Annotated in this window: 19 protein-coding genes; 5 read left to right on the forward strand and 14 right to left on the reverse strand. The window is 56.0% G+C overall.

Features of this window, described 5'->3' with window-relative positions; genetic code table 11:
* Window positions 1-13: 13 nt before the first annotated feature.
* From PSN43_RS04790 to PSN43_RS04835, 10 genes are all read right to left on the reverse strand, one after another.
* Window positions 14-1,000, reverse strand: a complete 987-nt coding sequence (locus PSN43_RS04790; protein WP_272699570.1) for an FAD binding domain-containing protein — start codon at window positions 998-1,000, stop codon at window positions 14-16.
* Window positions 1,001-3,370 (reverse strand): xanthine dehydrogenase family protein molybdopterin-binding subunit, encoded by a 2,370-nt coding sequence (locus tag PSN43_RS04795; protein WP_272699571.1) that lies wholly within the window; start codon window positions 3,368-3,370, stop codon window positions 1,001-1,003.
* Complete coding sequence (locus PSN43_RS04800) at window positions 3,363-3,860, reverse strand: (2Fe-2S)-binding protein (protein WP_272699572.1); 498 nt, start codon at window positions 3,858-3,860, stop codon at window positions 3,363-3,365. Before PSN43_RS04800 ends, PSN43_RS04795 begins: the two co-directional genes overlap by 8 nt.
* Before the next feature lie 138 nt (window positions 3,861-3,998).
* The gene (locus PSN43_RS04805; protein WP_272699573.1) at window positions 3,999-4,922 is read right to left on the reverse strand and encodes a DMT family transporter; all 924 of its coding nucleotides are present in this window, start codon (window positions 4,920-4,922) and stop codon (window positions 3,999-4,001) included.
* A gap of 338 nt (window positions 4,923-5,260) precedes the next feature.
* Window positions 5,261-6,625 carry a sigma-54 interaction domain-containing protein gene (locus PSN43_RS04810; protein WP_272699574.1) on the reverse strand — a complete coding sequence of 455 codons (1,365 nt, stop codon included), beginning with the start codon at window positions 6,623-6,625 and terminating at the stop codon, window positions 5,261-5,263.
* 732 nt (window positions 6,626-7,357) lie between these two features.
* On the reverse strand, window positions 7,358-8,794 hold the full coding sequence (locus PSN43_RS04815; protein ID WP_272699575.1) for a DUF1254 domain-containing protein: 1,437 nt from the start codon (window positions 8,792-8,794) through the stop codon (window positions 7,358-7,360).
* 165 nt (window positions 8,795-8,959) lie between these two features.
* Window positions 8,960-10,399 (reverse strand): DUF1254 domain-containing protein, encoded by a 1,440-nt coding sequence (locus PSN43_RS04820; RefSeq protein ID WP_272699576.1) that lies wholly within the window; start codon window positions 10,397-10,399, stop codon window positions 8,960-8,962.
* A gap of 377 nt (window positions 10,400-10,776) precedes the next feature.
* The gene (locus tag PSN43_RS04825) at window positions 10,777-11,388 is read right to left on the reverse strand and encodes a hypothetical protein (protein WP_272699577.1); all 612 of its coding nucleotides are present in this window, start codon (window positions 11,386-11,388) and stop codon (window positions 10,777-10,779) included.
* Window positions 11,375-11,761: an outer membrane protein assembly factor BamE gene (locus PSN43_RS04830; protein WP_272699578.1), complete on the reverse strand. Its 387-nt coding sequence runs from the start codon at window positions 11,759-11,761 to the stop codon at window positions 11,375-11,377. The genes PSN43_RS04825 and PSN43_RS04830 overlap by 14 nt, the downstream gene beginning before the upstream one ends.
* Window positions 11,762-12,223: 462 nt before the next feature.
* Window positions 12,224-12,907, reverse strand: coding sequence for a hypothetical protein (locus PSN43_RS04835; RefSeq protein WP_272699579.1), 684 nt, complete (start codon window positions 12,905-12,907; stop codon window positions 12,224-12,226).
* Window positions 12,908-13,707: 800 nt separating this feature from the next.
* Here PSN43_RS04835 and PSN43_RS04840 point away from each other — a divergent pair.
* Window positions 13,708-14,481 (forward strand): outer membrane protein, encoded by a 774-nt coding sequence (locus PSN43_RS04840; RefSeq protein WP_272699580.1) that lies wholly within the window; start codon window positions 13,708-13,710, stop codon window positions 14,479-14,481.
* A gap of 1,063 nt (window positions 14,482-15,544) precedes the next feature.
* On the opposite strand, the gene PSN43_RS04845 is transcribed toward PSN43_RS04840, so the two are convergent.
* The 4 genes from PSN43_RS04845 to PSN43_RS04860 form a co-directional block, all read right to left on the reverse strand.
* Window positions 15,545-17,428, reverse strand: coding sequence for a TRAP transporter large permease (locus tag PSN43_RS04845; protein ID WP_272699581.1), 1,884 nt, complete (start codon window positions 17,426-17,428; stop codon window positions 15,545-15,547).
* A 33-nt stretch (window positions 17,429-17,461) separates the two neighbouring features.
* Window positions 17,462-18,481, reverse strand: a complete 1,020-nt coding sequence (locus tag PSN43_RS04850; protein ID WP_272699582.1) for a TRAP transporter substrate-binding protein — start codon at window positions 18,479-18,481, stop codon at window positions 17,462-17,464.
* 55 nt (window positions 18,482-18,536) lie between these two features.
* Window positions 18,537-18,728, reverse strand: a complete 192-nt coding sequence (locus tag PSN43_RS04855) for a hypothetical protein (protein WP_272699583.1) — start codon at window positions 18,726-18,728, stop codon at window positions 18,537-18,539.
* Between the two features lie 323 nt (window positions 18,729-19,051).
* Entirely contained in the window at window positions 19,052-19,888 is an 837-nt protein-coding gene (locus PSN43_RS04860) for an amidohydrolase family protein (RefSeq protein WP_272699584.1), read from the reverse strand.
* Window positions 19,889-20,027: 139 nt separating this feature from the next.
* Here PSN43_RS04860 and PSN43_RS04865 point away from each other — a divergent pair, with 139 nt between their 5' ends.
* The 4 genes from PSN43_RS04865 (at window position 20,028) to hpsH (ending at window position 26,169) form a co-directional block, all read left to right on the forward strand.
* Window positions 20,028-20,756, forward strand: a complete 729-nt coding sequence (locus PSN43_RS04865; protein WP_272699585.1) for a sulfite exporter TauE/SafE family protein — start codon at window positions 20,028-20,030, stop codon at window positions 20,754-20,756.
* Between the two features lie 36 nt (window positions 20,757-20,792).
* On the forward strand, window positions 20,793-22,238 hold the full coding sequence (locus PSN43_RS04870) for a sigma-54 interaction domain-containing protein (protein ID WP_272699586.1): 1,446 nt from the start codon (window positions 20,793-20,795) through the stop codon (window positions 22,236-22,238).
* A 405-nt stretch (window positions 22,239-22,643) separates the two neighbouring features.
* A complete protein-coding gene (gene hpsG, locus PSN43_RS04875) occupies window positions 22,644-25,139 on the forward strand; it encodes a (2S)-3-sulfopropanediol dehydratase (protein WP_272699587.1) in 2,496 nt (831 codons plus the stop codon).
* Between the two features lie 100 nt (window positions 25,140-25,239).
* A complete protein-coding gene (gene hpsH, locus PSN43_RS04880) occupies window positions 25,240-26,169 on the forward strand; it encodes a (2S)-3-sulfopropanediol dehydratase activating enzyme (protein WP_272699588.1) in 930 nt (309 codons plus the stop codon).
* Window positions 26,170-26,329: the final 160 nt, after the last annotated feature.

Consider the following 26,329-nt stretch of genomic DNA (forward strand, 5'->3'; position numbering starts at 1 on the left):
GTGTGCCTGCCGGTTATGCCTGTTTCAGACAATCCATGAGCGTATCGGCCACGACGGCCTTGGCCATGGGTACCTTGTAGGTGTTGAACAGCAGCGGTTTGGCCTTGGCCAGGGCCAATTCTCCCGCCTGCGTCGCGGATTCCCGGGTCAACGGCTGGCCTGCCAGATACTCCTCGGCCTCGATGCAGCGGTAGGGATTGTTGTGGACGCCGTTGAGGCAGATGCGAACGGTTGCAATCTTGCCGTTATCCAGAGTCAGGGCCGCGGCGCAGTTGACCAGGGCGAAGTCGATGGATTGGCGGAGGGCTATCTTGCGGAACGCGCTGCGCCCCGCCGCCCCGGGATGCGGGACGGAGATGCCGGTGACGATCTCCTCATGTTCCAGGACAGTGGAGACGGCACCCCTCTCGGCGGAGAAGAACTCGTCGATGGGGATGGTGCGCTTGTTGGTTTCCACCAGGGCGTCGAGCGCCACCAGGGCGGGAGCCGTGTCGCTGGGATTTACGGCAATGCATTTTTTTACCGCGCCGAAGATGGAGTGGTACCGATGGTCGCCGGGCACGGCCAGACAGCGCTTGCCGCCCTTGCGCACGCAGTCGATGCGTCCGCCCAGCTTATCGGGATAGCGGTAGTACCAGCAACGGTTCTGCTGGCAGATGTTGCCGGCTATGGTGCCGATGTTGCGCAACAGGGGAGATCCCGTTTTGCGTGCGGCCTCGGCCAGGCCCGGCCAGGTGTTTCGCACGACATCCGACTCGGCGATACGGGTCAGAGTGACCAGCGCACCCAAATGCAGGCCGTCTTCGTCCTGCCGGATACCGTCCAGACCGGGGATGGTTTTCAGGTTGATGATCGCCTCGGGGCTTTCCATCCACAGGTTGTCCTTGAGACACCCCATGAGATCGCTGCCGCCCCCGATGACGTGGGCGGAATCATACTGTTGCAGGGCTGCGGCGGCTTCGTCGACGCTCGTGGCTTCCAGGTGCTTGAACCGTTTCATTTACTTGCCCCCTTTTCCGGATTTGATCTTGCCGAGCCCGGAGAGGATTCTTGCCGGGGTGAAGGGCGTCTCGGTGAGCCGGACGCCGATGGCGTTGTAGATGGCGTTGGAGAACGCGGCCAATGACGGACAGGCGGCACCTTCGCCGCAGGCTGTGGCCCCGAAGGGGTGCGTCGGATCGCCGGGGATTTCCAGGACCATCGGCTCGATGGTGCAGTCCATGGCCGTGCACGGCTTGTATTCCACGAAGTTGGGCACCAGGAGCCTGCCGGTGCGTTTGTCCGAGATGCATTCACAGCCGAGCACCGCATGCTCCACGCCGTGGCGGGCGGTGAGCAACTGGCCTTCAACGATTTTCGGGTGCAGGGCGCGCCCCACGTTTTGGACCATGGTCACACGAACGTCGGAGACCATGCCGGTCTCGGTGTCCACGTCCAGGGAGATGAACTGAGCGCCTTTTTCCTTGGGGATATACAGTTCGTCCTTGTTACCGTTCCTGAGGCAATTCGGGTGGGGTGAATCGTTGACGTAGGAGCCGATGATCTCGTGACGGCCGCCGTAATGGCCGATGGGGCCGAATATTTCTTTGACGGTTACGCCCTTGTCCGGGGCGGCGGTCACATAGACCCCTTCCTTTCCCATGCTCAGAGCCTGGGGAGGCATACCGAGTTTTTGGGAGGCCAATCGAAGCAGTTGGTTCTTGGCGTCCATGGCGGCCTCGTATGTGGCCCATCCCTGAAGCCAGGTGCCGCAACTGTTGGAGACCAGCGTGGCAAACGGCGTGGAATCGGTGTCCGCGCAGACAAGTCCCACCTTTTCGTACGGGATGCCCAGCACTTCGGCCACGATCTGGCATTGCACGGTGTGCTGGCCTTGCCCGATGTCGGCCACGGCGCAGACCAAGGCGGCGGAGCCGTCGGGGAATATCTTGACCATGGCTTCGCTCGAATTGCCGGGGCCGGGGCGTCCCGCGCCCATGGCGAAGATGGCCACACCTATTCCGTGGCGAACACGTCCGGTCTTTTCGTTTGGATGCTGCCATTGATTGGCCCAGTCCAGGTGCTTTGCTCCCGCGTCCAGGCATTCATGAATGCCCGACGAGGAGATGATGGCCGATTTGTAGCTCAGCGGGTCCCATCCGGCGTCAATATCGCCCGTGCGCATGCAGTTCATCTTGCGCAGGGCAATGGGGTCCATGCCCAATTTTTCGGCCGCCATGTCCATGGTGACCTCCACCGGGAAAATACCCTCGGGCGCGCCGTATCCCTGCCAGCCCACGGCGGTGTAGCGGTTGGTGTACACGTAATGAATCTGGCCACGCATGTGTTTGCAATTATGCGAGTAGAGGACGGCTCCTGTGGCCAGCATGGCGTTTTTTGCCGGATACTTGTCGCCGCTGGCGCCAACTTCCTGCCAATGCTGAAAGTCCATCGAAGTCAGGGTACCGTCTTTTTTGAAGCCTATTTTGACGTCGTTCAGACTGCCGCGGGACCAGCCGCAGAGCATCTCTTCCTCGCGGGAATAGCCGCAGTGGACCGGTTTTTTCAAATGCAGGCAGGCCAAGCTGGCGATAAGCAGGTAATGGGAGGGCAGGTTGGGGTCCAGTACCGTGGCGTTCTTTCCGCCAAAGCTGGAACCGGTAAACGGCGAAACCAGATTGACATTGTGCGAACCGATGCCCAGTGCCTCGGCCAGGCGATATTTTTCGTCATGCAACCCCTGGGAGTGGGTGTGGACATGCAGCTTCACGCCGTCAAACCGGGCCGTGCAGCCCCGGGGCTCCATGGTGGGCGACTTGCAGTAGGCGTAGCGGAAACCCTTTTGTTCCACAATGACATCCGCTTCGGCAAAGCCCTGCTCCACGTCGCCGAAGCCGTTGTATTCCGCCGGAGTACTGGTCTTGTACAGGCCGGTTTCCGGATCGCGATCACTCAAATAGGCGTGGTACTCCCAGTCGTGGCTGTTGGGTTCTCCTTCGAACACCTGGGGCGATTCGGGATCCATGGCTTCCACCAGATCCATGACAAAGGGCTTAGTCTTGTATTCGACCTTGATGGCGTTCATGGCCTCCTCGGCCACGGTTTCGTCTGTCGCGATGACTGCGGCCACCAGGTCGCCCACATAATAGACCGATTTGCGAAAGGCCGTGGGGAAGTTGTCGGAGGTCATGACCAGATGAACGCCTTCCATGGCCTCGGCCTCGCTGGTGTCAATTCTCAGGATGTCCGCCGCGGGATGCGGGCTACGCAGAATCCGGGCTTCAAGCATACCCCGGAACTGGAAGTCGCCGTAATATTTCGCCTCTCCAGTAACGCGGGGGTTGCCGTCCTTTTGCCGTACATTGGAACCTACCGCTTTCGTATCAGCCATTGCTTCGTTCCTCGCTCATCTTTTTGGCAGCGCTTTTTACCGCATTGATGATGTGCTCGTAGTTGCTGCAAATGCAGATGTTGCCGCCCAATGCCTCTTTGATTTCTTCTTCGGAGGGGTCCGGGTTCTTGAGCAGCAGTCCCTTGGTGGACATAATCATCCCGGGAGAACAAAAGCCGCATTGGGCTCCATATTCCTCCAGCCAGGCCTCCTGGATGGGGTGCAGCTTTCCATTTTTGGACAACCCTTCGATGGTTTCGATTTCCTTGCCTTCCTGCTCCACGGCCAGGACCATGCACGAAGGCGTCGCTATCCCGTCGATGAGCACGGTACAGGCGCCGCATGCGCCTTCGCCGCACGCTTCCTTGGCCCCGGTCAGGCCGAGTTGGTTGCGCAGCACCTTGGAGAGGACGAGATGTGATTCCACCTGCAATTCGTGGGTTTCCCCGTTCACATGGAGGCTGATTCGCTTCATATCTTTCTGTTTCATGATCGGTTTCCTTGGTTTCACTTTGCCGCCCGGATCGGGCGGGGTTTGGCACCGGAATTTGGGCGTACTTCACCTGTTCGGCAGCAACGCTGCTGAAATAAACAAGCGAGATCGGTTAGTTGACGGTTGGGGTGTCGGCTATTGTGCTGCTTCGACTGAAGCCGCTTCGACTTTTGGCTTTCGTGAACTCCAGATGATGCCGCCGACGATCAGAATGCCGCTGACCAGATGGACCATGCCCATGGTTTCGCCGATGAACAGGTAGCCGAAGATGCCGCTGAGCAGGGGCAAGGCATAGTAGATCATGCCCGCACGGGCGGCTCCCGCATTCTCCAAAGCCAGATTCCATAGCCACCAGGCGATCAGGGAATTGCCGATGCCGGTGTAGAGGATGCTGAAGATCACCGTGCCGCTGAATTCGATGTGTGCCGAGGGCTGGGACCATTCCCAGATGAGGAAGGGGATGAGCATGATCAGGCCGAAAAAGACCATTAACGTCAAGATGGTGCTCTGGGAAAGTCCGGCGGGAATTTTCCGCAGCACGATGCTGTACACGGCAAAGCCGATGGCCGCGCCGAGCATGAGGATGTCGCCAAAGGCGAATTGGAGTCCCACCAGCCGGCTGAGCTGTCCGTCGGCCACCAGGTAGATGGAGCCGAGCAGGGCGATGGTACAGCCAATCCAAGTGTTGGTGGACTGTTTTTCACCGAGCAGAGAACAGATGATGACGATGAAGATGGGGGTTGTTACGGAGATCAGAGCCAGATTTATGGCTGAAGTGGTCGCAGCGCCGAGATAACACAGCGGGTTGTATAAGGTGACGGCCGTAAGCCCGGCCACCAGAATTTGGGGCATGAATTTTTTTGCCACAGGCCATTCGCGCTTCAATTTTGGAAGGGCGAAACAGGACAGCGCGCACAGAGCCACCAGCCAGCGGGCGGCACCGAGGCTCATGGGCGAGATCTTGCCCACGGCCATCCTGGCCACCACAAAGTTTCCGGACCATATAATGGTCGTCAACAATGCAAACACGGAACCACGAACGGCACGATTTTCGAGCATACAGCCTCCACATTGCGCACCGGGACCATGACCCCCGGCCTAAGCGGCCACGGCCGTCGATACGCTTGAAGTTACGGTTTCCATTCCCTAAGCCAATTCCAACAACTTCGTGTCCGGTGGTACCAATGCGGACATTTCGTATGGGCAAGAGGCGTGCCAAAAAAGAGTTCCATCCTTTTTTCGAAAAAATGTAATAAAAACAATTGATTGATCGATCAACCAAGAGCTGTGCTTTCTTTTCTGAAATGCAAAATCGAGTCATCTTTGACTCGGAATAATGAAAAAACCGCGCAACGAGCGGGTAAAATGCAGTGAGTCTGGATTGACTCGTGAGCCGCTTATGACTCAGTGGGTGGGCAATATTTTCGGATGAGCCGACTGGCCCGCGACTGACTTATCCCCAGCGCGCCGGCTACGTTGCGTGTACTGCCGTACGTCTGGCGCGCTTTTCGGATCAATTCACGCTCCGTTTTTTGCAGGGCATCGTCCAGGGAGTCGGCATGACTGGGCAGGGGGGTGTGGATGGGAGTTTGATACACCGAGGTGGGAAGGTGATCCAAGGTGAGCGTTTCGCCTTCGACCGTTACAACCATGCGCTCCACGAGATGGGCTAATTCTCGGACGTTGCCCGGCCATGAGTACTGAAGCAGAAATGATTGGGCTTCCGGGGTAAGAGTTTTGGTCCGGCCGTATTTGACTCCGAAGTAATGCAAAAAGTGATAGAGGAGCGGCAGGATGTCTTTGTCGCGTTCGCGAAGCGGAGGGATGGTGATGTCGAATACGTTAAGCCGAAAATACAGGTCCTGACGGAATGCGCGGCTTTGGACCATGCGTTCCAGGTTTTTGTTGGAGGCGGCGAGAAGGCGCACGTCGGCGCTAATTGTTTGCGAGCTGCCCACGGGGCGGTATTCCATTTCTTGAACGACATGCAGTAATTTGGCCTGCATGGCGGGCGGCAGTTCGGATATTTCATCCAGGAACAGCGTACCGCCCTCGGCTTTGGCGAAAAGGCCGCCTCGGGCGTGAGTCGCGCCGGAGAACGCGCCCTTGACGTGGCCGAAGAGCTCAGATTCGAACAATTCCCGGGGGATGGCCGCGCAATTGACCACGACAAACGGCTTGTCGGCACGGCACCCTTTGGAGTGGATGAATTTGGCCAGCAGGCTTTTGCCGCATCCGGACTCCCCCAGCAGCAGGCAGGGGGCGCTGAGGTCCGCCACTTTACGGGCGGCCTTCACTATCCAGGCCATGGCGGAACTGTGATAGATGAGGTCGTCAGGCTGTTCGTCGAGCTTGTCCTGCTGCTTGTCCACCAGTCCGTCTCTCCAGGCAATTTGGGATTCATTGCAGTCGTCGCGGATGTTGAGCAGCACGTATTCCACTTCGCCCTGTTTATCCAGAACAGGGACCGCGATGGTCAGGACGTCGTAGCCGAGATAGGTCTTTTGTTTTTGTTTGACGGGCCGTTTGTGCTCGTAGACAACCGGAAGTACGGAATTGTCCCAGCCCCGGTATTTTTTTACCATGTCCCAGTACGAGAGCCCGAGCATTTCCTCCTGCGTGAACCCGTAATGGCGTTCACATGCCTTGTTGACGTAAAGGAGCCGGTACTTGTTGTCGTAGATGAGTATTTCGTCGTGTAAATTGTCGATGAGATGGACGAATTGTCTGAAGTCCAAGCCCATTCTATCGAGGGGGGTCATTTTTCTTCCTCAATATCCGCAGTGGGAATCAGTCCAGAAGTTGCCGTCAGTAGTCGGAAGCGATGTAGGAAACAATCAGACGAGGCCATGCGCTCTAACCTACAGTGGCCGTTGATATATCCCGTATCGAAGCCTTTGAAAAGGGGGCCGGGGAAAGAATGCATTGTCGAAAGTGGGACACGCGGAGTCGCGCATTCTCTGTGGTGGGTTATCTGCATTGGTGCCGCAAATGGTTGGCCCATTAGGCGGGCCTTGAGGGGATAACTTCCATGTGTCCGCGTTTTTTGACGCCATGCGAACTCGGCGGCATTTCTCGCCTTCCGCACAGCATATCATAAAAAGTTCCGAATGGGCTTCGCGGAGGAATAAGTCCTGTTTTAGAAATAGGCAGCCCTGCTGTGGGAGTGCGGGGTGACCTTCTCCAACATCTTGATGAATATTTTCTTGAGGACCTGCCCGATGGATTCTCCCAATGATTTCAACAGTCCTCATTCCTTATTGCAAGATCGCTATGGCATTCAAGCGGTCGTGGGTTCAATTCCCTTCAGCTCCACCAAGAATTTTAAAGGCTTGGAAGGTTTCCCTTCCAAGCCTTTATTTATGGGGTAGACAGAATATACAAATTAAATCGGTGGGATATTGAGAGGTGTTCGGCTTAGTCTTTCGATAAACTGTTCACCTTAAAACGTTACTCCGTGGTCCCACATTTCTTCTGTTAATGGTCCTTACTGATTATTGTCCCTTATATTGTTCGATCTGTCCAAGCCGCCACGTTTGATCAAACCAGGGTTTCAGGGGGGCGTACAGCCTCAGGATGAGGAAAAAACCCTTGCCTGGGGCGGTCTGAATCCAGTTGTTTTCCTTGCCCTTTGGCGCGGTTGGCCCGAAATAGACGTCTACAGAGCCGTCGGCGTTGGCAGCGACATTTCCCTGTAGGCTATTGAGGCTCGGGTAGCGCTGATCCGTCTGCAACATGGATCTTGTTTGCGGATCATAGACAACGATCGACCAGAAGTCCTTGGCAGGGATACCGGTCGGCAGAGTGAGCTTGTACGTTTTTGACCCGTCCAGATATTTGCCATCGGCATCGCGACAGGCTGCTGCATACTGTGAACCGATGCCGGGCATGGCCACAGCCATGGCCGGAGTGATGCCTATTGCCCCATACATGAACATGGAGCGGGCATCGCGATTGAGTCCTTCGCCCTTGGTCATGAATTCGTGGTTGCCTATGGCAAACGGATTGAACCAGGTCGGATCACCAGGGTAGACCCAGGTGGATTCGTCTCTGGCGGCGAAGATTATGGATCGAGCTATGGTTGCGCCGAGCTGCGCCCCTTCGTTCAATATCTTGCGCATCCGATCATCGGGATTGAACGGCTGACCTTTGACAATTCCCAACAGGGCAAGCCTTCCGCGCGCTTCCGGTGAGATCGCGTCAATGGGTTCTTCCTGGATGACTTCGTTAATTTCTTCGAAAAACTTGAAGTTGTTGGCATGGATGGTGTTGTGGGATGCCCCCGATATTTCCAGGAATTCCATTGCCGGAGGGTTGGCGGACTCACTCAGTGGATAGACCTTGAGCTGCTTTTTCAGGCTGGCGACAGTCGGTCCGGTTTCGCCGTTTACCAGAAAGCCGCGGACTATCAAACAGACGCCATAGGTTCTGGACTCGAACACATGGTAGCCTTGCGGTTTTTTGCCATCATATCCGGGAGGCAGGACAAGGAACTTGCCCCCTCGGCCCTTGTCTGGACCGGCATTGCCGATGTCACCGACATACCGCATCCACATGTCGTCGAGAATGCCAAGAATCTTGGGCGGAGATTCGATGACAACGGGACCGTTTTTCAAATCCAGGAAGGAAATTGCGTATACCGTTTCCGTGTTGGCTGTGAGCCAGAGCGACTTGGAGTCCATCAGGTCCTGGAAAATGGCCACCTGGTTGACTTTGCGTACACCCAATTCCCGGAGCCCGGCGCGTATGGCCACCATGGACCCCGCCGACATTTCATCCAGGAAGACGTCCACGCCGCGTTGAAGATCGAGAAAGTCGTACGCCTTTTCCACGGTCTTGGCGGTCGGGTAGCCGTCGAAGAATCGAAGCGTTCCGATACTCGTAGGCAACCTGTCCGGAATGACAATTGATTCGGGCAGTTCCGTCGTCATCTTCATTCCCTGTTGAGCCTGTTTTGCAAGGCATCCGCATAACGAGCAAAGAGCCAGTAAAAGAGCTGCTAACGAATACACTCTCATTTTCATTGCCTCATAATATAAGTTTCAATGTCAGTATGTTCGCAGGCATAGCCCTTGTCGCCTTTTTGGCCGACAAGTCTACCTCATCTTCTGGACGTCCGGGAGTTTGAAACTTTTGTCAAAGTATCGTTCTTCCGGGCCATAAAATCTAAATAACAGGAAAAAATCTTCGCCTGCGGTCGGAATCCAGTTGGCCTCCAACCCCTTGGGAGGGGTTTTCCCGAAGTAGATGTCCACGCTGCCGTCGTCATTCAAGTGCATGGATTTCTTGTCATAAGAGGACAATCCGACTTGTTCCTCATCGTTGTAGATGAAGGATTTGGTTTTTTTGCTGTAGGCGATGACGGACCAGAAATCCTTGGCCGGGACATCGGCCGGGACCGTCAGCCGGTAGTTGCCTTTTGCGGACAACAGCGCTCCCTGATCGTCGCGCATGGTCATCAGGTAGGCGCTGGCCTTGCCCAGACGGCGGGGAACATAAGTCACCCAATGGAAAATGGCCGCCCGCTGGTCCAGAAGCAGGATGTCGCCTTCCGCAAAGACGAAACCTTCTTTCGAGGGTTCTCGTACGCCGAGCCACTGCCTGTCCTTCCAGTAAAGTTGGGTGGAGTATCCGGTGGTTTCGAACATATATTCCAGGTAGTCGAAGCCGTCCTTCGCGGCTTGTTCCAGCGCCTTTTTTACTGTCCCGTCGGGGGTGAACGGCTTGTCCTTTTCAATGCCTATGGAAGCGAGCATCCCGCCCATCACCTTGTCCCTTTCCAGCAGAGGCTCGTGGTTCATGAGTTCGGCCACTGTTCGGAAAAAGCTCATGTCATAGGTGGGGAGGGTGGGCAGGTGTTTGCCCGCCATGTCGATGTACTCGCCCTTTGGGGGATTTGGGACGGCGTTTAAAGGGTAAGCGTTGATCCGTTTGGAGTATTCGGCGGCATCGGAAAAGGTGGCCTTGCCCAGCGGAATGCACCGCAGGGCGATGAATATGTCATAGAGGTGCATTTTGACGGGGAACATGCCTTCGGGGATTTCCCCCTTGAACCCGGGAGGCAGGAACAGATACCGGCCGCCTTTGCCCTGGTCCAGACCCGCAGGTCCCATGTCCACAATTGGCTCCTGCCAGACATCCACCCCGCTGCCGAATATGGCGGCCTCTTTGGTTGCGGGCGGAATCTCCAAGATCACCGGCCCATCCTTTGTGGTCAGAAAGATCGAGGCATAGGGCGTCTGGTTGTTGGCGGTCAGGGTTTCCTGCTTTGCCGTCGGCGGTTGCGATATCCAGTATACGGTATTGAAGTCGCCTCCCAGGTCGAAACAGGCCCGGCGGAGATTGAGAATGCTCACGGCGGGTATAGCCCAGTTCATTACTTCGATGCCGCGCTGGTATGCCCGCTGGTATTCCCAGTCGATGGCGTCGGAACCGTTATCTGCGTTGGTCGGCCCAGGAAAAAGGCAAAGGAGGGCCAGGATAGCCGTAGCGCACAGAACTTGAACGGCCGTGAAAAATCGTGCGTTGTTTTTCATGGTGTATCCTTTGTTTTTGCGGCGTGTTCGCCAGTATACCGGTTGGTTGGACAACGCCCTTTTCGGGCGTCGGGGCCCACGTCAACGCGCGCTCCGATCTTTGTAGAACTCCCCCCTCGATGCCCGGTGGCATGAGCTTTTTCCCGCTGAGAAAGCTTTTAAATAAAACGTACCATAGCCAATGAACTTCATATCAAGAGGCGAAGGACTTTGCGGCGCGCCACGGTAAGAACAGAGGGAAGGCTTCAATATGATAGGAACAAAAAACGGGTTGATTGGGTTCGCAAAGTTTTCGTCTATTGTATTTATGGCCTGGGGGAGCCAACCTGTGCAGTCCCGAAATTCATGCGCACTGTTTCGATTACGTTCAAATTTGTTCAAGGAGCGGCCAGAGTGTTTTGTCCCGAAAAGGCTGGTGTGGTTTTAAGCTCGACCCCATGTTCCCCGCTTTCCAAATCCTGTGCATTGTTCAGGCTGGCAGGCATAGGTTTCAGCATGGATTGCCCCCAGGCGTTTTGCGTAGCCAGCCCCCGCATGTCGGATAGGTTGACCAGACTGGATACCTTGAAGACGAATTGAAAACCCGCACCACTACCGAGAGATATGTCTTTATGGACCTTGCCGATGCTGAGCAGATTTCCATCTCCATCAAAGACCATCACCTGCCCCATATAGGAGCCTTCACCGGAACCGAGATTAAATTTGAAAACCGTGAGCGGCCAATCCCTGAAACCAAGTCCGAATTGTTTTTCCATAAGATCGACATCTTCATAAAGCCAGACCATGCCCTCACCCAATTGGGACATCTTGGTCGGCGGCCCCAGTTCGTAAAGCACGGCACTGTAATGGATTTCCGCCTGAGAGTGTTGATCCGTATCGAACTCCCTGATGTCGGGAGATTCCGAATGGATGACGGTGCAGCCGCTGAGGATTGCGACGAGGGCCAGAACTGCCCGGCAGATCGCCGCGGAAGGGTTACTTCTGGTCATCCCCGATTGCCTCGTGACTCAGAGAATACTCGCTAAGCACCCCGTTCTCATCAAAGAAGAAGACAGCGCGGTCGTAGGTTGTCTTTTCATTCAACGTATTGAAAATAATAAATATTGCTCCGCCTCCCCTGGTTTGCTCGGCGAGGTAATAAAAGACGGTCCCATGATTGAGGTTGATGATTTGGGAAGGTGGGCCCAGTTTTTTGGCGATCTCCATCTGAGAAGTTTTCCCCGGCACGATCTCGGACAGATCGATTTTCCGCCATGTATTCTCCACGCCACGCTGCCGATTATAGTTTGTGCAGCCCCCAATGAAGGTTTGAAGGCCAAAGACCACCATGAATACTAAGATGACGATTCGTCGAGCCGACATGGAGCCTCCTGGCATTGTCGCAAAGGTGAAGGAAACGGTTATTCTCTCAAGGGGCTTTCCGTGGCGATTGTCTTCGTCGTTTACATGGGCGGGTGAAACTGCCCGTTTTGACTGAACTCAACGATTCAAAGGAACGGCCCTCCATGCATGAAGTTCGATGAAGGGGGAACGATCTTTATATAAAGACATATGCTGACCGCAGCCAAAAATAGAGGCTGGTTCAATTTGAGAAGCACAGCGCACGGGACTACTGTATAAAAAAACAGGGATTCTCCTGCGGCCACGAGGACTTTGACAGGTCGTCCTGGCCGAGGCGCCAGCTATAAAATACTTTATAAGAGTCCCGAAATGTATCCTGATACGCGCGATCTCTTTAACGCCATGGTTTTCTCGAATACGAAGGAATCTATGTCAGCCCCAAGATTTTTTCACTATCTTTGGACATACGTCGCGGGGAAAGGGCTACCAAAGGATGTTGAATCCGACCAACGGTCCCCATGTGGTGGAATCCGTCTTGTAGCTGTTCTTCTCTTGGGTGTAATAGGTGTTTACGGCTTTGACGCCGACTTTGAATCCGAAATGCTTCCAGGGGTTGTAGTCGTACGTGACGGCCCCCATCAATGTGTGTTGAGACCCCAAGCCAAAACCGCCGATGTCACCTCGGATGCTTATCTTGCTTTTGTCGTTGATATGGGTCACCCAACGTAGCCCGACAACGGGGTCGACCCAATCAATCCCTCTGGAATAGCTGTTGTTTCTGGATAAGGTGATCTTGGCGTCATTGTACCGTATCCCCGCCAGGTAGTCGATGCGCGAGTCTGAGAGTACGTGTTGGGAGTAGAAACCCAGCACTTCCAGCACGGTTTGTTCGGATTTGTATCCGACAGAGCCGATAGCGGTGTCTTCCTCCCCCTTCAACTGCATATACGACGCGTCGACGATGTATCCGAATTCGCCGTTGTGGCCTTCGTGGTAGACCGCGAAGCTCTCTTCGAGCATGTCGGATATTTTGCTGTATTCCATGTCGCTGGTCCCGGAATTCCCCCTTACGCTCGTGTCTCCGGAAATGTTGATGAACCATAGGTAGGGGGTAAGCTCGAATTGCCATTCACGGCTGGCGGTGGAGTCCTCCGCGCATGCGTACACGGAATTGGTTGCGATGATGCATAACACTGTAAAAGGAATTAACAGGATGCGCCGCATGATGTCCTCCGGAGTTCGGAATTAATAACTACCCTATATCGCTTTTGTCGGCTTCAAGCAACGGGGGGGCTTTGTTGGGAAGGAAACTCCGTTTAGGCCCATGGCATGAAGAGAAGCCATCGGACCACCTGTAGGCCCAGCTGTGTGCCTCGCAACCATGATCGCCGATGGAATATCGTTTAATGCCGGGCACGGCCAATGCTCTAAATGCAATGTCCTTGTGCGAATGGGGAACAACTTGGTGGAGGTGAAGTGTTGCGCAATGTTGTCAAGAATGCGTGTCGTGGGTAAATTGAATAGCAATGGTGTCCGCCATATGTCTTTTTTTTCCCTGTCCATGCGAAATTTTCGACATTCCTAGTTCCCAGCATAATAACGAGAATGAGTTTCGAGTAAGCTTGTCGAGAAATAGGTCCTGTTTAATTAGTTCGCGTGATGATTGGATCGAGTGCGAACAAAAAATGGCATTCAAGAGGTCGTGGGTTCAATGTCCTCCAGCTCCACAAAGCCTTTTTTTGTGGGATATACAAATGGATATATAAATGATAGATGGGGCCGTTGTTGATTGTTGTGGACTAATGGCTGGCTGATGAAGTTGTATTTAATGTGAGTGGTAAAATGGGCTAAGAGGTAAACTTGCTTCCTGTGGTATAGTTCTCTTCAAAAAAAGAGAAGAGCTTGTGGCTTTGTCTTGTGAAACCATAGCCTGATGGAATTGTCATTTGCTTGTCGGAGTTTTTGCCATGCGTATCCCTGTCTTGTCTGTTCTTCTTTGTTCTTTTCTCATTGCGCCAACTTTGGGCTTGGCGGGCGACGCAGCGCCTTCGGCGCTCCCTGTGCAATGGAACGGCCTCTACGTGGGGGGCGCTTTAGGTTTTGCTTATGGACAGGCCGACCCTGAGCTCGGCATCGATGGCAATTATTTTGATGTCGTAGACCGGGCCCAATTGGATTCCATTGGGTCGAAAGATATGAATGAAGGTTCGCTTGCCGCTTCGGTGTTCGCGGGCGTCAACCATCAGGTCGAGAATTGGGTCCTGGGGGTCGAAGGGGATTTCACATATGCTCCCTTTGACGAGAAGCATGATTCCGGAACAACCTACTACGATTCTGTGCCCTTCCAATCTTTCGACATCCGTACCCGAGTTGCGTCAGATTGGATGGCAAGCCTCAAGCTGCGCCTCGGTTATGCATTCGGCAGGTCTTTGGTGTATCTTTCCGCCGGACCGGCGGTGTCTGAATTTAGGTGCCAATTCCATTTTGAGGATGATAATATGGGCGGGAATACTGCTTCGGTTGACAAGAAACAACTCAGCCTGGGATGGACTGCGGGGGCCGGCTATGAATATATGCTGGAAGAGGGTTGGGGGATCAGGGCAAGATACCAACATTATGAATTCCCGCGTGTCCTGGATGCAGCACCATCATTTACAAACAGCGGCTTTAACGGAGTGTTCAACAATAAGTTAGACGTCAGGTCTGATCTGGTTCAGATAGGTATTTTCAAGATGTTTTAGTAGAAGTTCTGCCCATTCTCAATTGGCTACCCCCAATGGGGAGTCCTGATATATGAAAAAGGGGGAGAGCGCATGAGTGGCATTCAAGAAGTCGTGGGCTCAATCCCCTCCAGCTCCAAAGAAAGTTTCGGGTTTCAAGTTAATACTTGAGACCCTTTTTTCATGTCTGAGCGGCGGATTTCGGGAATATGTCCGCTATATGTCCGCCGCTTCCGCTGGGGGGCACCCGTGCCGGTCGTGGCGTAGCGGGGGGCTTCACGATCGTGATTTGGGGTCAGTTTGCTCGGGGGGGGAGGAATTATGGCACCCTCATTGAGATTGGTTTTCTCCTCATCTCATCGGGTACAATGGGGATCAGCTTTGGTTGGGTATTTCTGCGATTATTCGGTCAATGCTGCGGGGTCACTATGGTTGTCATGTGACGCTCGGTCGAGGTGACTGTGGGTGAGAATTGTTTTTTTTTGTTTTTAATTCGGCTTCTCCTTGGCTAGTCCCTGCCGGAGCGGCGGGTGTGGTGTTAGGAATAGGATAGAGGGAATTGAAGATGTGGGGGGAGACGTTGAAACGTTTTAAGTTGTGGGAAATGTTCATGGCTGTTGTTTTTGTCTTCATGGGAGTGTCGGGCGTGTCCGATGGAGAGATGTATCATCACGATGTCCCGATACTGTATCCTCGACTATTTGGGGGGGCACTCATCGTCATAGGTGTTGCAATACCCATCATGTCTTGGATACTCCGGTCTCCATCCCGCACGAAAAAAGACTGATTGAAAATGAAAGCCCTGGAAGATTTGTTTCCGGGGCTTAACTGTTTCGGTGAGAGCTGTCTTGCCGGCTTTTTTGAATGCAATCCTTTTCCGCATTGGAAAAGGTGGCTCCCGCGTGAATCGGCCGATTTGTGTCAAGCCTGGTTGAAACTCGGCTCGCGGTCAGATTTCGGCGAGTTGTCCCGAGGGTTGACGCCATATCCGCAACAGCAGGTGTCGGATTCGAAGATTGCCATGAAAGTAAAAAGCCCCTGAGCATATGATGCTCAGGGGCTTTCGTCGTTAAGGGAGGTGGGATCAGTCGCCGATGAACATCAGCGAGAGTTCCGGGATGTAGGTCACTGCGAGCAGGACCAGGATCATCAGGCCGAGGATCGGGAAGATCTGTCTGGAGACCTCTTCCAGCTTCACCTTGGCCACGCTGGAGGCCACGAACAGGTTGACGCCGACGGGCGGGGTCGCGAAGCCGATGGCCAGGTTGACGACCATGATGATGCCGAAGTGGACGGGATCAACGCCGACCTTGGTGACGATGGGCAACAGGATCGGGACCAGGATGACGATGGCGGCAAGGGCCTCCATGAAGGTTCCGATGACCAGCAGCAGGACGTTGATGAGCAACAGGATGAGAATCTTGTTCTCGGTGACGCCGAGGATGAAGGATGCGATCTTGGCGGGCACCTGCTCGACGGTCATGACGTAGCCGAACACGGTGGCCATGGCCATGAGGATGATGACGATCGCCGAAGTGGAGCAGACCTCCATGAAGGCGTCGACGATGTTGCTCATGTTCAGTCCCTTGTAGACGAACAGGCCGACGAAGAGACCGTAGAAGGCGGCCACGGCCGCGGCTTCGGTGGGGGTCATCAGGCCGCCGTAGATGCCGCCGAGGACGATGACCGGAACCATCAGAGCGAGTTTCGCATCCCAGAAGGCCTTGGCGATGGACTTGGGGGAACGTTCCTTGGCTTCGCCCATCCAGCCTTTCTTTTTGGAATACCAGTAGCTGAAGGCCATCAGGACCAGGCCCGTCAGGACGCCGGGGATGACGCCTGCGATGAAGAGCTTGCCGATGGAGCTCTGGGAGGCGACGCCGTAGATGACGAACGGGTTGGAGGGCGGGATCATGACGCCGATGGCTCCGGCAGCGGCGACGATGGCGCAGGCGAAGAACTTGTCGTAGCCGCGTTCGATCATGGCCGGGATGGTCAGGGAGCCGATGGCCGCCACGGTGGCGGGGCCGGAACCGGAGATGGCCGCGAAGAACATGCAGGTCGCGATGGTGGCAAGCGCCATGCCGCCCGGCAACGAGCCGAGCATTTCGTCGGCCAGGTTCAACAGCCGGGTGGACAGCCCGCCCGAGCCCATGAAGACGCCCGCCGCGATGAAGAACGGGATCGCCATGATGGGGAAGGAGTCGATGGAGGTAAAGGAGACCTGCGCGATGTAGTCCACGGGCAGGGTGCCGGAGCCGATCAGGGTGACGAGCGAGGCCAGGCCGAGGCTGATGCCGATGGGCACGCCGACCACCAGGAATATGGCGAAATAGCCGAAGAGAATGGTGGTGGAGGCCAGGTCAATGCCGATCAGGACCGGGGCGAAGATGACCGCGGTGATGCCTGCGGCGGCGATGCCGGACTTGATGCCCGCCTTCTTGATTTCCTTCCAGATGTCCTGCACCAGCCTGAGGCTCATGAGCCCGAAGCCGATGGGCAGGATCATATAGGGGAGATAGTACGGAATCTGGAGCGCCGGGGCGATCTGCGGGAAGCGGATCTGGAACCGGACGAGGTCGATGCCCATGACCAGGACCACGACTCCCAGGACCAGATAGCAGAGATCGTTGACGATCCAGAACGCGGGCTGCCATTTGACGGGCAGCCTGTCGTAGACGAAGTCCACGCGGATGTTCTCACGGTTCTTGATGGCGATGGATGCAGCCAGGTAGGATATCCAGATGAATATGAACCGGGCGAGCTCTTCGGTCCAGACGGCGGAACCTGCGCCGTCGGTGAACTGGGTGATGATGTAGCGGTAGAAGGTCTGGAAAGTGATTATCAGAATGATGGCCAGAAGCCCGGCGAACAGAAAGGGCTTCTCGATATTTTCGTCGAGCCATCCGAGAAATCCGCCTTTGCGCGCTTCCTCGGTGACGTGAGATGTCGGCATTACGTGTTCCATGGGGATATTCCTTATGTCTGTCGAGGAACCAGCCTACTGCTGGATTTCCTGGACCATGGTGAAAAGTTCGGCGGGAATCTTCGAGGTGAACAGATCCCAGACAGGGCGGGTTTTGGCCTTGTATTCGGCCAGCTCTTCAGGGGTGAGCTTGTGGATCTTGATACCCTCGTCGATGAACTTCTGCTCAGCCTTCTTCTCAAGGGCGGCTGTGATGGAGCGCTGGTAGATGAGCGCTTCGTCGGCGGCTTCCTTGATGATCTTTTTGGCTTCCGCGGGGAGCTGTTTCCAGTAGTCCTTGTTCACCATAAGAATATGCATGGAATAGTTGTGACGGGAATCGACGGCATAGCGGATGACCTCGTCGTGCTTCGAGTCGGTCAGGAGCGAGAATGTGTTGCCTTCGGCGTCGACGGTGCCCTGTTGCATGGCGGTGTAGGTTTCGCCCCAGGCGATGGGGGTCGGGCTCATGCCGAGCGCCTTGGCGACTTCGATCTCGACCGGAGATGCCGTGACGCGCACCTTGAGCTTCTTCAAGGTTTCGACCGAGGAAATGGGCTGGCCGGTGGTCACGAAATTACGGTAGCCATATTCGCTGAACATGATCGGCTTGAGGTTGATTTCTTCGGCGAGCCTGTCGAAGAACGAGCCCAGGGAGCCGTTGTCCAGGGCGTCGTATATCTTCTGCTGGTATTTGATGTCCGTAATGTAGGGCAAGTCGAAGATCATGAAATACGGTGAGAAGTTGGCCATGTTCGGAGAGGAGCTGGAAGCCATCTCAAGCGAGCCGCGCTGTACGGATTCCATGGCCACGCGGTCGCTGCCCAGCATACTGCTGCCGTAAACCTCGACAACAATCTTGCCGCAGGACTTTTTGTTCACCAGTTCCGCAAATTTCTCGTAACCGAGCGTGACGTTGTTCCCCGGGGCCATGGGGTGGGCCAGACGGATTTTGATGACGTCGCAGTCGCTGTGCCTGCCCAGCTGACACCCGGATACGAGGAGCAGGAGACAGGCGAAGACGATTCCCCGTTTGATTGTGTTAGTGTTAAACACTATTCCCCCAATATGATAAGATGCTGAAAGGATTATAAAAAACCACTGCCTGTCTCTAATTCAGCAAATGATGTGCCAGCTTTTTGTGACAATCCGGAATGTGAAATTTGTCCTGATCGGGCTTGATTTCCAGGATGGAAACATGCCCGTAAGCCGGACCAAACCCCGGAAAAGCGCCGGGAGAAGCCAATTCAGAACGTGAAAGAAAGAACAAGTCCGCCTTGCAGAGCAGAAGGATTATCAACATCCGGGAAACGTTGCAAACCTGCATTTGGGGGCAAGGGAATGAGGTCTTTGTGTTGTTATTGTGCTGGTATTTATGGATAATTTTAGATTGATGCAAAACAGCAACGCGATGCAATTATGCATCGCAACCGGGCTGAAGCAGAGGGTGTTTTTGGCGAATTTTTTCTGGAATTGGGCTAAATTATTCGTTCCGAATGTCACGAGGGGCGTTTCGGCGCGGAGACGTCTGGGGTTGATTGCATGAAAAATGCCTTGGCCGAAGATCGGCCAAGGCATTGGGAAGGGCTGTCCGAACAGCCTTGTAATGGCTGTTGTTCGAAGTGATTACAGGCCGAGGAGCTTCGCGGCGTTGCCGTACATGACTTTCTCGCGGACGTCGTCCTCAAAGGGCAGGGCGGCGTATTTTTCCAGCTGTTCGCGGTAGTCGATGAAGGGGTGGGCGCTGGCGAACATGATCTTGTCGCTGATGAGGTTGTTGGCCGCTTCGACGTAGGCGGAAGCCATGGGCCACAGCTCGTACTCGGAAAATTCGAGATACACGTTCTTGTTGCGCTGAGCCACGATGATGGATTCGTTGACCCAGGGGTAGCCGCCGTGGCTCATGATGATCTTCAGCTCCGGGAAATCGCGGGCGACGAAGTCGATGTAGCGCGGGGCGACGTGGTCGATCACTGCGCCGGGAACGAAGCTGGCGGTGCCGGTGGTCATGATGATGGGGATATTCAGCTCACAGCATTTGGCGTAGACGGGGTAGTATTTGGCGTCGTTGGCGTAGATTTTGGCCAGGTACGGATCGATCGCCGCGCCGCAGATGGTCTCGTTCTCGGTCACGGCCTGCTGGAGGTCGCGGATGGCGGCCATGCCCTTGTGCGGGTCAATGCCCCAGAAGCCCACGTACTTGTCCGGCGCCTTGGTGCAGAACTCCAGGAGGGAACCGTTGCCGTTGGCCATGGAGGCGTATGTGGTCTCGCAGTCGCGTCCCGTGATGACGGCCTTGACGACGTTATTCTTGTTCAGTCCTTCGATGATCTTGTCGAACGGCTCGGGCTTCTGCTTGTCGAAGTTGGTGGCTTCGCACAGATCCTTGAACATCGCGCTGTTGGCTATGCCGTTGACTACTTCGGGGGTATTGGGCCTGAACCTGAAATCGATAACCTTCATTTCAAAAACTCCTTATGGTTGGGTGCGCCGTTGCGCAGACCCCCGGTAAGCAAGGTCCATACCATCGCGTTCGATTACCGAAGGCTTCGATGCCGCCCGCGCCGTCCGGAATGGCAGGCAATTTGCTTCGAGCGTCGCAATGTCTGAAATAGCTGTTTTTTGCGCGGCCTGGTTTGCTGCGGGCGTGGTCAACAATGTCGCCGGATTCGGCGCGGCCATGGTGGCGATGCCCGTCATCACAATATATTTGCCCATGGAAACGGCGGTGGTCAGCGCCATGCCGATCATCGTCATGCTCAATATGCAGATGGCCTGGGCCTACCGGCGTCATATCCCCTGGCGCGCCATGCCCTACGTGCTGGCGGGGGGCGTCGCGGGGGTCGCGGCCGGACTCGCCGTCATGCGGGCCATGCCCGACGAATGGCTTCGGCTGGGCATGGGCGTGTTCCTCGTCGCCTATGGCCTGGATTCGCTGTTTCGCCGGCGTGTGGTCGGGCGGGGGCGGGCGTATGACCGGTGGGGAGCCGTGGCGGGCTTTTTTTCGACCATGCTGGGCGCGCTGTTCAGTTTCAACGGGCCTCCGCTCGCGGTGTATGTCTCAATGGGAGATTGGGAACAGAGGACGGCCAAGGGATTGCTGGGGGTCTGTTTCATTCTTTCAGGCGTGACCATACTGGGCGGGCAGGTCGCGGCGGGACTTGAGTCCATGGAGACCCTGCGCTATTCCGCTCTTGGAGCGCCCGCCGTACTGGCTGGCGGCGGCCTGGGAATTTTGGTGTCACGTTTCGCTTCCCAGGCGGTGTACCGCGGTATTATGCTGGCGGTGATAATGGCCGCCGGCCTTTCGGTGGTCTACTCCTGTATCTGACGAAACCGTCGGGCAGGGGACAACAAAGGATACGGAATGACCAACGAACCTGTGAAGCGGTCTAGACGCATCGCTCCCAAGAATAAATATCTGATTTCGAGCTACCTTTGCCAGGTGTTCGATACCATGCGCGACGGGTTGTACATCACGGACAGGAAAGGCGAGACCCTGACCGTCAACGAGATGTACGAGAACCTGACCGGGCTGAAGGCCGAGGATATCGTCGGCAAGTATGTGAAGGACCTGGTTGAGAGCGGGGTTTTTGACCTTGCCCTGAACTCCAAGGTGGTGCAGACGAAAAAGTCGGCCACTGCCGTGCAGATGACCAGCAAGGGGCGCAAGGTCGTGCTCATGGCCCATCCCATCTTCGATTACGACGAGGATGTGGAACTGGTCGTCACCTTTGTCCGCGATATCGCGCTCATTTCCCAGCTCAAGGAGCAGGTGGTCGCCCAGAAGCAGCTTATCGATAAGTACAAGCAGGAGATCAAGCAGCACAACGAAAGCCTGTTCCAGCCCATGAGTCCGATCATGGTGGACCTGTATGAGCAGCTCCGCCGGGTGGCCAAGACAGACGCCAGCATCCTTCTTCTCGGCGAAACCGGCGTCGGCAAAGGCGTCCTGGCGCATGAGGTGCATGAGCAAAGCTCCCGCAAGGGACAGCCTTTTTTCAAGGTCGATTGCACATCCATACCGGAAAATCTCATTGAATCCGAACTGTTCGGTTATGCTCCCGGTGCCTTTTCCGGGGCGGATTCTCGCGGTAAGCCCGGCATGTTCGAGGTGGCCGACAAGGGAACCCTGTTCCTCGACGAAATCGGTGAACTGCCGCTGTCCATGCAGAGCAAGCTGCTTCGAGTCCTACAGAACAGCGAAATACAGCGCGTCGGCGCCACCAAGGCGCGGACCATCGACGTGCGCATCATCGCCGCCACCAACAGGGATTTGGAGGAAGAGGTCCGGCAGGGCCGCTTCCGCAGCGATCTTTTCTATCGGCTGCATGTGGCGGTCATGCGGACACCGCCGTTGCGCGAGCGGGGCGAGGATATCCACGCCATGCTTCACTTTTTCCGGAAGCAGTTCAACGCCAAGTACAAGCGGAACCTGAAACTGTCCGCCAAGGCCGAAGAGGCCATGCTGAATTACCGCTGGGACGGCAACATCCGCGAAATGGAAAATCTCATGCATAGCCTCGCCGTGACCACTCACGACGAGCGGGTGGAACTGCGCCATCTTCCGGTCAGGATGCTCAACGGGTCCACGCTGCACGGCGAGCCGGGCCGGATCGGTTTCGATTTCGAGCACGCGGAGGGCAAGGACCTCAAGACGATCATGGCCGAGATCGAGGCCAAGTACCTCCAGCACGCCATCGAGCGGTACGGCTCCACCACCCGCGCCGCCGAAAAGCTCAATGTCAACAGGACCACCATTTTCCGCAAGCTCAAGAAGGCCGGAATCGATAGCGAGGATATGCCCGGCTAGGGTGGTTTTAAGAAGTGAAAGGTTGCCGTTTGGAGAGCCGTCCCGTTGCCGGGGCGGCTCTTTTTTTGTTGCGCGGATAGGGTGTTGTGCAGAATTGCATCGCGATGCAATTCTGCATCATAATTACATCATATTGAAATAAAATACTTTTTTTATGAGGGCGCTAGTGTGATGCAAAAGTGCATCGTGCCTTGGCGGGGTTAAATGCGGGCCGTTAGGGAGGCCAAAAGGGTTATTTAAAATTAAGTGTGTAATTTTAGTATGTTGAGATGTTTTTGGCTGTTTTGGGAAATTTGGCACACCGTTTGCCATTAGAGAGTCATCGCCCGATGGCGAAGGGTTGCAACAGAGCTTTCCCATTGCGAAGGCACCCACATAGTACACACATGTTAAGGAGTATGATCAATGTTGAATGTGAACTGCTGCGAGGTTATGACCCCGCAAGAACGACGCCTGCAGGATCGTATTGAGGGCAAGGAGGACAAGTATCGCAAGACTCATGCCCGTGTCTTCAAGATTCTCGACCGCATTGAAAACCAGAAGCCACAGATCGACGTCGAGCGCGCCCTGTACTTCACCCAGTCCATGGAGAAGACCGAAGGCGAGCCGCTGATCCTCCGCTGGGCCAAGGCCTTGGAGCACGTCGCCGCGAATATCACCGTCTACATCGATGACGATCAGTTGCTGGCCGGACGCGCCGGTTACCAGGGCCGCTACGGCATCCTGTACCCCGAGCTGGACGGCGACTTCCTCGACATGGCCGTCGAAGAGCTGCCCAAGCGCAAGGGCTCCCCGTTCTCCATCAGCGAGAAGGACGCCCGCATCGTGGTCGAGCAGATCGCTCCGTTCTGGAAGGGCAAGACCTACCACGAAGCCCTCAACATCGCGCTGCCCGAAGAAATTCACAGACTGACCTACGACGATCCCGACGGCCTGCAGTCCCGGTTCATCGTCAACGAAACCTCTTCCTTCCGTTCCTCCCTGCAGTGGGTGCACGACTACGAGAAGATTCTGAAGCGCGGTTTCGGCGGCATCCGTGACGAGGCCCAGGAGAAGCTGGACGCCCTTGATCCGCTGTCCCCGATCGCCAACGCCGAGAAGAAGCCTTTCTACGAAGCCATCGTCCGCGTCTGCAACGCCGTCATCCTGTGGGCCAACCGTCACGCCGACCTGGCCGAGAAGATGGCCGCCAAAGAGTCCGACCCGACCCGCAAGGCCGAGCTGGAGACCATGGCCGCCAACTGCCGTCGCGTGCCCGAGTTCCCGGCCCGCAACTTCCACGAGGCCGTTCAGTCCCAGTGGATTACCCAGATGTTCTCCCGCATCGAGCAGAAGACCGGCACCATCATCTCCAACGGCCGTATGGACCAGTACCTCTACCCCTACTATGTGCAGGACGTGGAAGCCGGTATCCTGGACGACAACAAGGCCATTGAACTGATCGAGTGCATGTACGTCGGCATGGCCCAGTTCATCGACCTCTACATCTCCCCTCAAGGCGGCGCTTTCAACGAAGGCTACGCCCACTGGGAAGCCGTCACCGTCGGCGGCCAGACCAGGGAAGGCCTCGACGCCACCAACGAGCTGTCGTACCTCTTCCTGCGGTCCAAGCGCGAGTTCCCGCATCACTACCCGGATCTCGCCGCCCGTATTCACGCCCGTTCTCCCGAGCGTTTCCTCGCCGAGATCGCCGAGACCATCAAGGAAGGCTCCGGTTTCCCGAAGCTGATCAACGATGAAGAGGTCATCCCGCTGCACCTGTCCAAGGGTGCCAAGTTCGAGGAAATCTTCGACTACGCCGTCTCCGGCTGCGCCGAGATCCGTATGCCGAACCGCGACACCTACACTTCGGGCAACGCCTACATCAACTTCGCCGCCGCTCTGGAAATGGCCATGTACAACGGCCGGATGCAGAAGTACGGCGAAGAGCTGCTGACCTTCGAGAGCGGTGATCCGACCACCTTCAAGACCTGGGACCAGTTCTTCGACGCCTACAAGGCGCAGCAGGTCTACTTCCTGAAGACCGCCTTCACCCAGCAGTACCACGTCATCAACAACCGCAAGAACCACTTTGCGACTCCGTTCGGTTCCGCCATGCACGACCTGTGCATGAAGTACGCCGTCGACCTGCACCAGCCGCATGTGCCGGAAGGCATCGACCTCGGTTACTTCGAGTTCATGGGCATCGGTACCGTTGTCGACTCCCTGTCCGCCATCAAGAAGCTGGTCTTCGAGGACAAGAAGCTGACCATGGAAGAAGTGCTGGAAGCCTGCCGCAACAACTTCGAGGGCAAGGAAGACGTCCGCGCCATGCTGCAGAACGTCCCGTGCTTCGGCAACAACGATCCTTACGCCGACTCCATCGCCAGGGAACTGGACCACATCTGCGTGGACTTCGCCAACAAGTACCAGCAGGAGCTGGGCGTGCACCTCGACGTCCGCTACGTCCCGTTCACTTCCCACGTTCCCTTCGGCAAGGTCGTTTCCGCGACTCCGAACGGACGTCAGGCCTGGACTCCGCTGTCCGACGGCTCCTCCGCCTCCCACGGCGCGGACAAGAACGGCCCGACCGCCGTCATGCTGTCCAACTACACCACCAAGAACTTCAACTATCGTGAGCGCGCCGCGCGTCTGGTGAACATCAAGTTCACTCCGAAGTGCGTCGAAGGTCCCGAAGGCACCAAGAAGCTCGTGGACTTCATCCGCACCTTCTGCGACCTGCGCCTCTGGCACATCCAGTTCAACGTAATCAACGCCGAGACCCTGAAGGCCGCCCAGCGGGAGCCGGAGAAGTATCGTAACCTGATCGTCCGTATCGCCGGTTACTCCGCCTACTTCTGCGACCTGTCCAAGGACCTGCAGGACGACCTGATTCGTCGTACCGCTCACGACACCATCTAGCGAGCATAACAAGGCCTCCTACCTTGATAAAAACGAAGAGGGCGGCCCACCGGGCCGCCCTCGTCACCTTTCCAGCCGCCAAAGCCAAAAAGGATAAAAAATGAGCTCCCTTCTCGACAAGAAAGTTGCGGGTACCGTTTTCTCCATCCAGAAGTATTCGGTTCACGATGGTCCCGGTATCCGCACCATCGTCTTCCTCAAGGGGTGTCCCCTTCGCTGCAAGTGGTGCAGCAATCCCGAATCCCAGCTGCCGCAACCGGAGCTCGCCTACAACCGGAACAAGTGTCTGGGCCTTGAAAAATGCGTCCGCTGCACCGAGGTCTGCGGTGCCTGCGCCATCACGGAAGGCGAGGACGGCAAGATCGACATCGATCGCGACATCTGCACCGGCTGCCTGCATTGCACCGAGGCCTGTCCGGCCGGGGCGCTGATTACCTACGGCGAAGAAACGACCGTGGACAAGGCGCTCAAGCGCGTGGAAGAGGACGAGATGTTCTATGCGCGCTCCGGCGGCGGACTGACCTTGTCCGGCGGCGAGCCGTTCCAGCAGCCCGAATTCGCCACGGCCCTGCTGCGCGAGGCGCGCAACCGCCACCTGAACACCGCTGTCGAGTCCTGCGGCGCGGCGCGTTATGAAGATTTCAAGGAAGCGCTCCAGTACGTCAACACGCTGATGTTCGACGTCAAATCGATGAATTCCGAGAAACACAAGGCGTTCACCTCCCAGCCCAACGAGCGCATCCTGCGGAACCTCCGGCACATTCGAGAGGACTATCCGACCCTGAAAATCCGCGTGCGGACCCCTGTCATTCCGGGCTTCAACGACACCGAGGAAGACATCGCCGCGGTCATCGAGTTTCTCAAGACCCTTCCCGGAGACAAGGTGGAATACGAAATTCTCGAATACCACCGGATGGGTCAGCCGAAATATGAAAACACCGGCCGCGAGTACCCGCTGCCCGTCGATCTCAAGCTTGATCCCGCGGTTTTCGCGCGGCTCAAGAAACTGGTCGACGAATACAACGATTAGCGAACCAGACCTCCTCCCGAGGTTAAGGAAGCGCCCGGTCCCCCTAGCCGGGCGCTTCCACATCATTACGGTTTCTCCTGAACGGACGGCGGTATTTTGCGCCGGACGCATGAAAGGCTTGGAAGGATATCCTTCCAAGCCTTTCTTGTTGAATCGGGTG

Origin of the sequence: Desulfovibrio sp. Fe33, from assembly GCF_028532725.1 — a bacterium.
Taxonomy (GTDB): domain Bacteria; phylum Desulfobacterota; class Desulfovibrionia; order Desulfovibrionales; family Desulfovibrionaceae; genus Pseudodesulfovibrio.